Source organism: Bradyrhizobium sp. CCBAU 25360 (assembly GCF_028128695.1).
Classification (GTDB): domain Bacteria; phylum Pseudomonadota; class Alphaproteobacteria; order Rhizobiales; family Xanthobacteraceae; genus Bradyrhizobium; species Bradyrhizobium ottawaense.
The window spans coordinates 1-12,518 of the sequence record NZ_LBJA01000040.1; the positions used below are offsets into that span (position 1 = coordinate 1).

The window sequence follows — 12,518 nt, forward strand, 5'->3', positions numbered from 1 at the left end:
AGATCTCCGATTCTGGAACCCCCAGGACGAACCCGAGTCAATCCGCCGCACCAGATATGTGCATGCCCTAGTGCGAACGCAGGGACCCATACCGCGTGATCTGTCCCTAAGCCGCAATGCTGGTACCACGGGAAGGCCCCTTCACTTCCAATCTCCGTCAAACCTTTCTTGTGGTTATGGGTCCCTGCTTTCGCAGGGACGACACTTCATTTGACGCTCCCTCCCGGCCAACTCTCGCGCGCACCTCCGCATTTCCGACGCGCTCTCCCTCGCCAGTCATCCTCCGTAAACTACTGCGCTTAAGGGAATTTTCCGGCCTCTTCGCTACCCTCGATGGCTGAATTAGGTTGCGTTAAGTCTAGTGCCCGCCGAGACCCCGCCAACCCATGATTTCGACCCGCGATAACGAGCTTGGTGCACGCCGCGAGCAAGGCCCGGAGGCCCTGGTCGCGCTGAGCCAGCTTGCGCTCGACCACATGGAACAGGGTGTCTGCGTCTACGATGCCGACAACCGGATCGTGCTCGTCAACCAGCGCTATTTGAGCCTGTTCAACATGTCGGCCGAGATCGTGCGGATCGGCACGAGCTATCGCGACGTGCTCGCTCACAGCGCCTCGCTCGGCAACTTTCCGGTGAGCGAGATCGAGACGCTCTACACCAGGCGCGTGGAGCAGATCGCGGGGGGAAAGCCGTTCCGGACCGAGCAGCAGCTTGCGACCGGCCTCGTCATGTCGCTCGAGCTGAAGCCGCTTCCCGGCGGCGGCTGGATGACGATCTGCGACGATGTCACCCGCCTCGCCCGGCTCGAGGCGGAATTGCGCGTGCAGACGGAGCGCAGCCAGCACGCTCTCTCCAACATGTCCCACGGCCTCATCATGTACGATGCCGACAGCCGTGTCGTCGTCTGCAACGAACGCTTCCTGAACCTCTACAATCTCGACCCCGAGATCGTGAAGCCAGGGGTCCCGCATAGCACGGTGATCGACCATTGGATGTCACGCGGCAATTTGCCGGGCATGGCGGCCGACGATTTCCAGAACTCCAGGTTGGAGGACGTGCGGGCCAGAAAGGCGAAATCCCTGCTGGTGATGCGCCATGACGGACGCATGGTGCAGGCGGTCTCGCGCTTCCTGCCCGACGGCGGCTGGGTGACCGTGCATGAGGACGTCACGGAGCGGCTGCAATACGAGGAAACGCTGCGGCAGCAGAACTTCATCCTCGACGCGGCGCTGGAAAATATGGCGCATGGGCTCGCCTTCTACGACAGCGACATGCGCCTCCGCGTCTGCAACACCACCTACCGCAAGATCTACCTGCTGTCGCCGCAAGAGACCAGGCCCGGCACGCATCTCGCCGAGTTGATCGAGCGCTCGATGGCGAACGGCGCGTTCTCTTCCGAATACAGCCCGCAACAGCTGCTGGAAGCCGCCAGTGCGAGGATCGCCAATCACGACGCCTCTCCGATGCGCCGACGGATGTCGAACAACACCGTGATTTCGGTCAGGTACTGCGCTCTGGCCCAGGGCGGCTTCGTCGCCACTTATGAGGACATCACCGAACGCGAGCACGCGATCGAGGAGCTGAGCGAGCAGTATCGCCGCTTCGACGCGGCGCTGAACAACATGAGCCAGGGCCTGTGCATGCTCGATGCGAGCCTGCGCGTCATCGTGTGCAATCGCCGCTACATCGAGATGTACGGCCTGTCGCCTGATGTCGTGAAGCCCGGCGTCTCGATGCGCGAGATCATGGAGCATAGCTGCGAGCTCGGTATCCATCAGAACACCACAGCCGCGCGGCTCTATGCCGATTACGTCGAGCGGCTACGCGAGGGCGAGCATACGCTGCACCGTCATTTGAGCGACGGCCGCATCATCAAGCTCAATCACAAGCGGATGGAGCATGGCGGCTGGGTCGTCACCTACGAGGACGTCACCGAGCGCCACAAGGCCCAGGCGCGCGTCGCGCACATGGCGCGGCACGATTCGTTGACCGACCTGCCCAACCGCACGCTGTTCCGCGAGAAGATGGGCGAGGGACTGAACCAGGTCGCGATCGCCGGCGGCGCCATGGCCGTGCTGTGCTTCGACCTCGACAATTTCAAGACCGTCAATGACCGCCTCGGCCACGCCGCCGGCGACCGTCTGCTGCGCTGGGTCGCGGCGCGGCTGAAGGAGAATGTCGGCGAGCACGATACCGTCGCCCGGCTCGGCGGCGACGAGTTCGCCGTGCTCCAGCGCGGACCGCAACCGCGATCGGCGGAAAAGCTGGCCCGGCGCCTGGTCGAGGTCATCGGTCATCCGCCGCCGCTGGAAAGCCAGTCGATCCATGTCGGCGTCTCCGTCGGCATCGCGATCGCGCCCGACCACGGGCTCGATGCCGACGAGCTGATGAAATGCGCCGATCTCGCGCTGTACCAGGCCAAGGCCAAGGGGCGTGGCGCCTATCAGCTGTTCGAGCCCGAGATGGAGGAAGAGGCGCGCAGTCGGCACGCGCTGGAGCACGATCTGCGCGGCGCGCTCGAGGCGCGTGAATTCCATCTGGTGTTCCAGCCGCAGGTGCGGCTGGATTCATCCGAGCTCACCGGGTTCGAGGCGCTGCTGCGCTGGAAACATCCCTCGCGCGGCTTCGTCTCGCCGGCCGAGTTCATTCCGATCGCTGAAGAGACCGGGCTGATCGTTCCGATCGGCGAATGGGTGCTGCGCAGCGCTTGTGCGACTGCCGCATCCTGGCCCGATGTCACCGTCGCGGTAAATCTGTCGCCGGTGCAGTTCCGCTCGCGTGGGTTGGTGGCGATGGTCACGAGCGCACTTGCCGAAGCCGGCCTGCCGCCGCAACGGCTCGAGCTCGAGGTCACCGAGACGGCGCTGCTCGACGACAGCGAGGCGACGATCGAGATCCTGCACCAGCTTCGCGCGTTAGGCGTGCACGTCAGCCTCGACGATTTCGGCGTCGGCTATTCCTCGCTGAGCTATTTACGCAAATTTCCGTTCGATCGCATCAAGATCGATCGCTCCTTCGTCGGCACGCTCGGCGAAAGTCCGGAGAGCGTTGCCATCGTCCGCACCATCGCGAGCCTCGGCTCCGTGCTCGGCGTCGAAACGACCGCGGAGGGCGTGGAGACCGAGGAGCAACTCGACTTCGTCCGCGAATGCGGCTGCACCGCCGTACAGGGCTATTATTTCGGCAGGCCGTGCCCGGCATCGGAGGTCGGCCGCGCCATAGAGACGCTGAGTTCGGTCCGGCGCGTGGCGTAGCGGCTTTCTGCTCCCTCAAATTCCGTCTCTCGGCACACGAAAAAACGACGAATTGTCGCACGTGCCGCCTCGACCGGGATTGCCGCACCGCCCGGCGCCCGCGATCCGCGCAATGCGCTTTTCTTCTCCGTCGATTTCAGGAACAATCACCTCGCAAGAACGAGAAACGGCGACCCTCAAAGAGGCCGCCGCGAGGGGAGGAGTTTCAATGCCGCGATACGGGCTGAAGACGATCGCATTTGCCGCGATGCATGCTGTCATGGGCGCATTGCTCTCGACTGCCGCCAGCGCGCAGGACTATCCCAGCAAGCCGATCACGCTGATCGTGCCATGGCCGGCCGGCGGATCGACCGATATCTCCATGCGCGCCATCGCCGACAGCGCCTCGAAGGTGCTGGGGCAGCCGATCGTGATCGACAACAAGGCCGGCGGCGGCGGCACGGTGGGCCCGGCGACCATGGCGGCGGCCGCGAAGCCGGACGGCTACACCATCTCGCAGATTCCGATCACCGTGTTCCGCCTGCCCTTGATGCAGGAAGTGTCGTGGGATCCGGCAAAGGACTTCACCTACATCATCCATCTCACCGGCTACACCTTCGGTGTGACCACCAGCGCGGAGTCGCAGTTCAAGAGCTGGAAGGACGTCGTGGAGTTCGCCAAGGCGAATCCGGGCAAGGTGACCTATGCCACGCCGGGCGCCGGCACCTCGCTGCATATCGGCATGGAGCAGATCGCCGCGATGTCCGGCATCAAGTTGACGCAAGTCCCTTTCAAGGGCGGCGCGGAGACCAATGCCGCGGTGCTGGGGCAGCACACGATGCTTCAGGCGGACTCCACGGGATGGCGGCCGCTGGTCGACGCCGGCAAGTTGCGGCTGCTGATGGTGTGGACCGGCGCACGCTCGCCGAACTATCCCGACGCGCCGACGCTGAAGGAGCTCGGCTATCCCATGGTCTATGATTCCCCCTTCGGCATCGCCGGCCCGAAAGGCATGGATCCAAAGATCGTCGCCAAGCTGCACGATGCCTTCAAGAAGGCGGTCGAGGATCCGGCGGTCGTGGCTACGCTTGCCAAATACGACATGGTGCCGAACTACAAGAACACCGAGGACTACAAGAAGTTCGTGGTCGAGGTCACGGAGTCCGAGCGCAAGGTGATCGAGACCCTCGGGCTCGCGAAGAAGTAGGGCTGAGCCAGTTCCGTGTCCCGGACGCGGTGCAACGCTTCTTCAGCAGTGCATCGCAGAGCCGGAACCCACCTTTGCCACGGGCCTATGGGCCCCGGCTCTGCAGCGCACCGCTTCGCGCTGCGCAGCGTCCGGGGAACGGCCGAGAGAGCGCCGATGAACAGTCAAACCAACGTCAAACTCCGCCTAAGCAACTCCGAGCTCTGGGGCGGGCTGATCGGGCTTGGGCTCGGCGGCTTCGTGATCTGGTCCGGTATGAAGCTCAAGCTCGGCACCATCAACGACCCCGGCTCCGGCTACGTGCTGTTCTACACGGGCATCCTGATGTGCGTGTTCGCAGGCGCCATCATCGTCTCGGCGGTCACCGAGGGTGCACCGACATTGGCCTCGCGCTGGGAGAATGTGCGCTGGAGCAAGCCGCTCCTGTTGATTGGCTGTCTCGTGGCATTCTCCATTGCGCTGGAACCACTCGGCTTCCTGCTGTCGTCGATCCCGTTGGTGCTGCTGCTGTTGCGGCTGATTGATCCCGTTCGCTGGACGCTGGCGATCCCGATCGCCGTGCTGGTGCCATCAGGCATGTGGTGGGTGCTCAAGCGGCTGCTGTTGATCCAGCTGCCCTCGGGCCTGTTCGGGATCGGCTGACCCTATGGATACGATTGTCAACGTCGCCCATGGCTTCGGCGTCGCGCTGCTGCCGGTCAACCTGCTCTACTGCTTCATCGGTGTCTTCATCGGCACGCTGGTCGGCGTGCTGCCGGGCATCGGGCCGATCTCGGCGATGTCGCTCCTGCTGCCCGTGACGCTGTCGGGCACGCCGGAATCCGGCATCATCATGATGGCTGGCATCTATTACGGCTCGATGTATGGCGGCTCGACCACCTCGATCCTGGTCAACATCCCCGGCGAAGCAGCTTCCGTCGTCACCTGCATCGACGGCCACCAGATGGCGAAGCAGGGACGCGCTGGCCCTGCGCTCGGCATTTCCGCCTTCGGCTCCTTCATTGCCGGCACATTCGCGCTGATCGCCTTGATGCTGGTCGCGCCGAAGCTTGCCAGCGTCGCCATCGCGTTCGGCCCGGCCGAATATTTCAGCCTGATGGTGCTCGGCCTCGTGGTGCTCACCTTCCTCACCCAGGGTTCGATGCCGAAGGCATTGCTGATGGCGTGCATCGGCGTCGTGCTCGGACTGATCGGGCTCGACAGCATCACGGCACAGCCGCGTCTGACCTTCGGCCGCATGGAGCTGATCGACGGCATCGGGCTCGTGCCTGTCGTGATGGGCCTGTTCGGCGTTGCCGAGGTACTGCTCAACACCGAGCAGGCGATCAAGCGCGACATCATCAACACCAGGATCACCCATCTGCTGCCCACCAGGGAGGACTGGAAGGCGAGTGCAGGTCCGGTCGGCCGCGGCACCATCCTCGGCTTCTTCCTCGGCATCCTGCCGGGCGGCGGCGCGGTCGTGGCGTCCTTTGCCTCCTACGCGCTGGAGAAGCGGCTATCGAAGACGCCGGAGCGTTTTGGCCATGGCGCGATCGAAGGCGTCGCCGGGCCGGAATCGGCGAACAACGCCGCGGCGGGCGGCGCCTTCATTCCGCTGATGACGCTCGGCATTCCGCCGAATGTGGTGATGGCGCTGCTGCTCGGCGCGTTCGTCATTCACGGTCTGCAGCCGGGGCCGCTGCTGATCACGCAAAACCCCGGCCTGTTCTGGGGCATCGTCGCCAGCATGTATATCGGCAACGTCATGCTGCTGATCCTGAACCTGCCGATGATCGGCATGTGGGTGCAACTGCTCAAGCTGCCCTACAACATCCTGTTTCCCCTGATCATCCTGTTCACGATCCTGGGCGTCTACTGCTCCAGCAACAACGTGTTCGACGTCTATGTGATGATCGCGTTCGGCATCATCGGCTATTTCATGCGCAAGCTCGGCTACGAGCCGGCACCGCTGGTGCTGGCCTTCGTGCTGGGGCCGATGATGGAGAACAATCTGCGCAAGTCGCTGATCCTGTCGCAGGGCGACCTCTGGACCTTCGTGCAGCGGCCGATCTCGGGGGTGTGTCTCGTGTTTGCCCTGGTGCTGCTGATCGCGCCACTATTGCCGTCGCTGCGCAAGAAGCGCGAGCTGGTGGCGCTGGATGAGGGGGCGTGACCTTTCGTAGGTGGGAAAAGCGAAGCGTGCCCACCATTCGCGCCGAATTGTTGGAGAGATGGTGGGCACGGCGCAAGTGCGCCTTTGCCCACCCTACGAGATCTCAGCTCGCTGCAGGCAGCGCGTTATCCGGCGGGGCGCCCCACGGGCGTTCCGCTGATGCCAGCCCGATCAACCTGCCCTGGATGTAGTCGCAGCCCCAGTCGCGCAGCATGTTGGCGGCCTCCTCGTCCTGCACCCATTCGGCCACCGTCTTGATGTCGAGGCGGCGGGCGAGATCGATCAGGGTCTGCACGAAGGCGCGATCGTCGGCGGAATGGGTGATGTTCTGCACGAACGCGCCGTCGATCTTGACGATATCCACGCCGAGCTTGCGCAAGTTTCGGAATGAGGTGTAGCCGGCGCCGAAATCGTCGATTGCGATGCGGCTGCCGAAATGCTTGAGGCGGCCAACGAAGGCACGGACGTCATCGATGTCCTGGATCGCGACCGTCTCGGTGATCTCGACGATCAGCCGCTCGGCAACGCCGGGATGGGCCTGCATCAGCGATTCGATTCCCGCCCACCAGTCCGGATCCATGGTCGTATCCGGCGAGATGTTGAGGCTGAGGCAGATGTCGGGCGCGGCGGCGAGCTCGGCCACCACGAGCTCGAGCACGCGGTGATCGACCAGGCGGATCAGGCCGAGCCGTTCGGCGACCGGCACAATGTCGGGCGCGAGCAGCACCTGGCCGTCGCCCTGGTCCATCCGCACCAGGCATTCATGGAAAGCGCGCTCGCGCGAGCCGGCCGACACCACCGGCTCATAGGCGAGCTTGATGCGGCGCTCGTTCAGTGCGGTGACGATTTCGTCGGTGACGCGGATGTTGACGCGGCGCTGCGCATCGCGTGTGGCATCCGGACGCCATACCGCGAACGAGCCGACGCGGCGGCGCTTGGCGGCATCCAGCGTCTCATGGGCGCGGTTGACGGCCTCGTCGGTGTTGCGGGCATAGCGCGGTACGCTGACCGCGCCGATCGAGGCGGTGACCGAGACCGGACCGGATTTGGTCGGCACCACCTCGTCGCGGATGCCGGCAAGGAAACGCTCGGCGGCGACATTCATGTCGTCGACGGTGCAGTTCTTCAGGATCAGGCCGAACTTGTTGCCGGAAAAGCGGCCGAGCACGTCGCCGCCGCGCAGGCGGGAGCGGATGCGCTTGGCGACGTCGAGGATCACGGCGTCGGCGACGTCGAAGCCGAAGGCGTCGTTGACGCGGGCGAGATGGTCGATGCCGACCAGCATGAAGGCCGCGGTCGAGCGGAAGCGGGTCGTCTCCTCGATCGCCTCGGCCAGCGCGGCAATCAGATGAGAGCGGTTGAGCTCGCCGGTCAGCGGATCGAGCCGGGCCAGCTTGGTCAGCTCCTCGTCGCGGGCGTGGCGCTCATTGTTGATTCGGACCGAGCCGATCGCGCGCACCGGGCGGCCGTCGGGGCCGGCGAACCAGCGGCCGGTCTCCTCGATCCAGATCACAGGATCGGCGGCGCTCATGCGCACGCCGTACTCGACCCGGTAGGGCGTGCCGTCGGCACCATGCACGGCGTAGGCTTGTGCCAGCGCCGCGGTCCGCAGCGATGGCGCGGGCTCGATCAGCTTGGCGAATTCGGCGCCCGTCGCCAGCCGCTCGGCGGGAATGCCGGGAAAGACGCTGGCGACCTGGTCACCCCAGACGATCGCATCACTGCCGATGTCCCAGGCAAACACGGCCTGGCCGAGGGCGGCCAGGATGTCGGAGGCTTGCGGTAATGCGGGGATCAAAATCGCCTCGTTTCGGGACAGGGGAAAGTCCTGAGCTGACACAGGATAGAGCCAGATTCGTCCCCAACCCTAGGCAAAGTTGATAAACAATTTGGAAACCACGTTTCTACACGCCGGGGGAACCAAACCGGCCCGTCCGGCATAGGCCTTGCGAGTACTGACACGCACCCGGCGCCAGCGTCCCGAAACGCGACAGGCTCTGCCGGATCAACGGTGATAGCGATGTTGAGTACCGATCGAACGGACGCGGCGGATAACGGCACGGGCACGGCCCTGGTGCCGCTACTGCCGGTTTTGCAATGGGTCCACAAGACGCCGTTGCCGCGTCCCGATCCGAGCTTCGTCGCCCAGCTGATCGCCAATGCCGAACATCTGCCCCAGGCAAGCAGGCTGCGCCGCGCCTCTTCCGAAGATGCGCAGACGGCCTATGGCAGCAAGCGCCCGCTGCAAAGCGTCAGCGCGCGCACGCGGCAGGTGGCTTGAGATCGATCAGCGCGGCGGCGTGTCGGGGGACGGAGACGTGCCGTCGCCCGGCTGCAAATGCGGCGAGGGGACTTCCGGCGATGGCGTGCTCTGCACCGGCTTCGGTGCGGGAGGATCCATCAACACGGATTCGGCGACCGACTGTGCCGAGGGCGCGGGCGGTGCCGCCGGTGCTGCGATCGGCGCGGTCACCGGCTCGAACTTGGGCTCGGCCGCGGCATCCCCCGCCGGAGCTTCCACCTGGCGCTTGGCCTTGCGTGGCGCCGGCACCGTTGTCTCGGCGACATAGGTGACGCGGCGGCGCGTGCGCTGGGCAATGCCGCCGAGGAAATCGGCCATCGCGAGCAGCACCAGCAGGAAATAGGTCGAGTTGCCGAATTTGGGCCACATCACGAATTCGGCAGCGGCCGCACCGAACAGGATCAGTGACAGCAGATGATCCATCAGGAATTTCGAGCCGGGCCGCGCGCCCTTCACCACTTCGAGCAGCAGCAGCACAATACCGAGCGCCAGCATCACGTCGGCGAGCGTGACCGGCCAGGTCTCGCCTGACACCATCGGCACCTTGAACAGCACATCCGTGAAGGACACGCTCGGCATCAGGAAGGCGATGATGTTGTAGACCGCGAGCGGAATCAGAAGCAGCGGGAAACCGACCATCGGCGAAATGCCTTCTCGATCAAGATATCCAGACAGGACAATGCGGCGGCGAAGCATTAGCTCCGCCGCCGTCACTGTCATATCTCATGGGTTGGCCGAAATCAGGCAGGCCCGATTATCCTGCCTGGAGAAAGGTCCTTAACTCAGGACTCTTTCTTCTTCAGGACCTGACGGCCCTTGTACATGCCGGTCTTGAGGTCGAGATGGTGCGGACGACGGAGCTCGCCAGAGTCCTTGTCTTCCACATAGGTCGGCTTCTTGATGGCGTCTGCCGAGCGGCGCATGCCACGGCGCGACGGCGAGGTTTTTCTTCTCGGAACGGCCATTTCAATATCCTCTAGGGATTGGTGTTATCAGGGCATCGTCCGCGAGGGACGGCTCAGCACCCGCAATCCGAGGCGAGCTGAATGCCGATCAAGGCCGCGCTTATAGAGGAAGGCTGGCCGCAAAGCTAGGCTTTTGGGCCGGAAAATACGCCCGGAAAGGGCCCAAAATCAGCGATTTTCCCGCCAACAGGTCGTAAGCGAAGAGGCCTGCGCCCTTGCCACATAGGTCCCGGCCAGCCGCCGGACGCCCGGACCGGGGGTTTTAGCGCTGCGTTTGACCGGATTCGGCAGGATCGAGGCCAGAAGGGCCGCCTCCCGGGGGGAGAGGCCGGCGGCCGATTTGCCGAAGGCATAGGCGCTGGCCGCCCCCACCCCGAACTGGCCCTGCGGGCCGAGCTCGGCGATGTTGAGGTAAATCTCCAGGATCCGCGACTTGGGCAGGACGAGATCGATCCAGAGCGCCAGCGGGAATTCGAGCGCCTTGCGGACGAAATCCCGGCCCTGCCAGAGGAACAGATTCTTCGCGACCTGCTGGGTGATCGTGGAGGCGCCCCGGAACGGCATACCATCCTCCTGCGCGTCGTCGATCGCCTCGCGTAGCGCGCCCCAATCGATGCCGTGATGCTTGCAGAAATGGGCATCCTCGGCTGCAACCACCGATCGCGGCAGCGAGGGCGACATCGCCGCCAGATCGATCCATTCCCGCTGCATCGGCGCGCCGCGAAGCGAGCGCCACGCCATCAGCGTCGAAACCGGATGGCCGGTGCGGTAGAACGGCGCGATCACATAGGGCGCGAGAATGACGACCGCGAGCGCTACCAGCAGGATTTTGACGATGCGCAAATCGACCTTTCCGGCACGGAACGAAACGCGGCCACGGCTCTCCCCATTAAGTCTGTGATAATTCGGGCCTTTTCCAGCACTTTTTAGGCCTTCCAAACGATTGACTGGGGCGGGCGCATAAAGGATTGTCCCGCCGAATTTTAGTTCTGGAGCCCTTCTTGATGACCGGCACGTCCCCGTCCGATTTCGCCAAGCGTCTGGACAAGACCGCTGATGACACCGAGGCCCTGCTCGGGCGCCTGTTGTCGGACGACATCCTGCACGATGAGATCGCCCGGCCCAAGCGACTGATGGACGCAATGCGCTATTCGAGCCTGAACGGCGGCAAGCGTCTGCGCCCGTTCCTGGTGGTCGAGAGCGCGGCTGTGTTCGGTGTTCCCCGTGAAGCCGCACTGCTGGTCGGCGCCGCGCTCGAATGCATCCACTGCTATTCGCTGATCCATGACGATCTGCCCGCCATGGACAATTCCGACCTGCGCCGCGGCCGCCCGACCTTGCACAAGCAGACCGATGACGCCACCGCGATCCTCGCCGGCGACGGCCTCTTGACGCTCGCCTTCGACATCGTCACCCGCGACGAGATCCATCGTGACGCCAATGTTCGGCTCTTGCTGACACGCGCGCTGGCGCGCTGCGCCGGCATCGGCGGCATGGTCGGCGGCCAGATCCTCGATCTCGCCGGCGAAGGCCGCTTCGGCGGCAACGAGCCGATCGATGTCGCCCGCATTCAGCAGATGAAGACCGGCGCACTGCTGCGTTACGGCTGCATCGCCGGCGCGATCCTCGGCCAGGCCACGAAAAAGGAATATCAGGCGCTCGACGATTACGGCCGCGCGCTCGGCGAAGCCTTCCAGATCGCCGACGATCTGCTCGACGTCGAAGGCGATGCGGCGGCGCTCGGCAAGCCGGCCGGCGCCGATGCCGCACTCGGCAAGACCACCTTCGTCACCCAGCTCGGCATCGAAGGCGCCAAGCAGCGCGTGCGCGACCTGCTCGCGCGGGCCGACAGCGCGGTCTCGATCTTCGGTGAGCGCGCCGCCGTGCTGCAAGCGGCCGCGCGCTTCGTCGCCGAGCGGAAGAGCTGACACGCATCGATGGCGGCCGAGGGCAAAGAAGACCCCGTCCTCGCCCGCTTCCGCCAGATGTCGCGGCCGATGCGGCTGCTCTATGCGCGGCCGCGGACATTCATCGCGCTCGCGGCTGGCGTCCTGGTCTGTCTGCTCTTGCCGGGCTCACACCGGCTGGTGACACGGCTCCTGTTCGGCTGGGATGCGCTGATCGCGGTCTATCTCGTGCTGGTCTACGCAATGATGCTTTGCAACGACCACCAGCACATCCGGCGCGCCGCCGCGATGCAGGACGACGGCCGTTTCGTGATCCTGCTGGTGACGGCGATCGGCGCCTTCGCCAGCATCGCCGCGATCGTCTCGGAGCTCGGCACACCGCACCGGGGCGTGTTGGAGCTGACCATCGCCATCAGCACCATCGCGCTATCATGGGCCGCCGTGCACACGACCTTCGCGCTGCATTACGCGCATGATTATTATCGGAACGCCCCGGGTGGTCTTCAGTTCCCGAGCGGCGACAAGGAAGACCACGCCGACTACTGGGACTTCGTCTATTTCTCGTTCGTGATCGGCATGACCGCGCAGGTCTCCGACGTTGGCATCACAGACAAGACGATCCGCCGCACGGCCACGGCGCACGGGATCGTGTCGTTCATCTACAACACGGCGTTGCTGGCACTGACGGTCAACATCGCGGCGAGCGCGATTGCGACCTGACGTCGTCCCGGCCTTTCGGGACGACGATC

The 12,518-nt window shown here is 64.6% G+C and carries 11 protein-coding genes; 7 read left to right on the forward strand and 4 right to left on the reverse strand.

Annotated features, from left to right (window positions below):
- Positions 1-386: 386 nt before the first annotated feature.
- From XH81_RS19525 to XH81_RS19540, 4 genes are all read left to right on the forward strand, one after another.
- Positions 387-3,254, forward strand: a complete 2,868-nt coding sequence (locus XH81_RS19525) for a PAS-domain containing protein (protein ID WP_028139648.1) — start codon at positions 387-389, stop codon at positions 3,252-3,254.
- A gap of 208 nt (positions 3,255-3,462) precedes the next feature.
- Positions 3,463-4,440, forward strand: coding sequence for a tripartite tricarboxylate transporter substrate binding protein (locus tag XH81_RS19530; RefSeq protein ID WP_028139647.1), 978 nt, complete (start codon positions 3,463-3,465; stop codon positions 4,438-4,440).
- Positions 4,441-4,596: 156 nt separating this feature from the next.
- Positions 4,597-5,082 carry a tripartite tricarboxylate transporter TctB family protein gene (locus tag XH81_RS19535; RefSeq protein WP_028139646.1) on the forward strand — a complete coding sequence of 162 codons (486 nt, stop codon included), beginning with the start codon at positions 4,597-4,599 and terminating at the stop codon, positions 5,080-5,082.
- A 4-nt stretch (positions 5,083-5,086) separates the two neighbouring features.
- Complete coding sequence (locus XH81_RS19540; RefSeq protein WP_028139645.1) at positions 5,087-6,595, forward strand: tripartite tricarboxylate transporter permease; 1,509 nt, start codon at positions 5,087-5,089, stop codon at positions 6,593-6,595.
- A 103-nt stretch (positions 6,596-6,698) separates the two neighbouring features.
- Here the strand turns inward: XH81_RS19540 and XH81_RS19545 are convergent, their stop codons facing one another.
- On the reverse strand, positions 6,699-8,393 hold the full coding sequence (locus XH81_RS19545; RefSeq protein WP_028139644.1) for a putative bifunctional diguanylate cyclase/phosphodiesterase: 1,695 nt from the start codon (positions 8,391-8,393) through the stop codon (positions 6,699-6,701).
- 222 nt (positions 8,394-8,615) lie between these two features.
- Between XH81_RS19545 and XH81_RS19550 the strand changes: the two genes are divergently transcribed.
- The gene (locus tag XH81_RS19550) at positions 8,616-8,876 is read left to right on the forward strand and encodes a hypothetical protein (protein WP_028139643.1); all 261 of its coding nucleotides are present in this window, start codon (positions 8,616-8,618) and stop codon (positions 8,874-8,876) included.
- Between the two features lie 6 nt (positions 8,877-8,882).
- Here XH81_RS19550 and XH81_RS19555 read toward each other — a convergent pair whose 3' ends face one another.
- The 3 genes from XH81_RS19555 to mtgA all read right to left on the reverse strand — a co-directional run bounded on the left by XH81_RS19555 (position 8,883) and on the right by mtgA (position 10,705).
- Complete coding sequence (locus XH81_RS19555; protein WP_028139642.1) at positions 8,883-9,536, reverse strand: hypothetical protein; 654 nt, start codon at positions 9,534-9,536, stop codon at positions 8,883-8,885.
- 143 nt (positions 9,537-9,679) lie between these two features.
- On the reverse strand, positions 9,680-9,862 hold the full coding sequence (rpmF, locus tag XH81_RS19560; RefSeq protein ID WP_007598106.1) for a 50S ribosomal protein L32: 183 nt from the start codon (positions 9,860-9,862) through the stop codon (positions 9,680-9,682).
- A gap of 168 nt (positions 9,863-10,030) precedes the next feature.
- A complete protein-coding gene (gene mtgA / locus XH81_RS19565) occupies positions 10,031-10,705 on the reverse strand; it encodes a monofunctional biosynthetic peptidoglycan transglycosylase (RefSeq protein ID WP_028139641.1) in 675 nt (224 codons plus the stop codon).
- 161 nt (positions 10,706-10,866) lie between these two features.
- On the opposite strand from mtgA, the gene XH81_RS19570 reads away from it, so the two are divergent.
- On the forward strand, positions 10,867-11,790 hold the full coding sequence (locus XH81_RS19570; RefSeq protein WP_097668290.1) for a polyprenyl synthetase family protein: 924 nt from the start codon (positions 10,867-10,869) through the stop codon (positions 11,788-11,790).
- A 9-nt stretch (positions 11,791-11,799) separates the two neighbouring features.
- A complete protein-coding gene (locus tag XH81_RS19575; RefSeq protein WP_028139639.1) occupies positions 11,800-12,489 on the forward strand; it encodes a DUF1345 domain-containing protein in 690 nt (229 codons plus the stop codon).
- Positions 12,490-12,518 lie beyond the last annotated feature (29 nt).

Excerpts from the sequence above, each read along its gene's own strand:
- XH81_RS19525 (WP_028139648.1), top strand. The coding sequence starts at position 387 with ATGATTTCGACCCGCGATAACGAGCTTGGTGCACGCCGCGAGCAAGGC.
- XH81_RS19530 (WP_028139647.1), top strand. The coding sequence starts at position 3,463 with ATGCCGCGATACGGGCTGAAGACGATCGCATTTGCCGCGATGCATGCT.
- XH81_RS19535 (WP_028139646.1), top strand. The coding sequence starts at position 4,597 with ATGAACAGTCAAACCAACGTCAAACTCCGCCTAAGCAACTCCGAGCTC.
- XH81_RS19540 (WP_028139645.1), top strand. The coding sequence starts at position 5,087 with ATGGATACGATTGTCAACGTCGCCCATGGCTTCGGCGTCGCGCTGCTG.
- XH81_RS19550 (WP_028139643.1), top strand. The coding sequence starts at position 8,616 with ATGTTGAGTACCGATCGAACGGACGCGGCGGATAACGGCACGGGCACG.
- XH81_RS19555 (WP_028139642.1), bottom strand. The coding sequence starts at position 9,536 with ATGGTCGGTTTCCCGCTGCTTCTGATTCCGCTCGCGGTCTACAACATC.
- rpmF (WP_007598106.1), bottom strand. The coding sequence starts at position 9,862 with ATGGCCGTTCCGAGAAGAAAAACCTCGCCGTCGCGCCGTGGCATGCGC.
- XH81_RS19570 (WP_097668290.1), top strand. The coding sequence starts at position 10,867 with ATGACCGGCACGTCCCCGTCCGATTTCGCCAAGCGTCTGGACAAGACC.
- XH81_RS19575 (WP_028139639.1), top strand. The coding sequence starts at position 11,800 with ATGGCGGCCGAGGGCAAAGAAGACCCCGTCCTCGCCCGCTTCCGCCAG.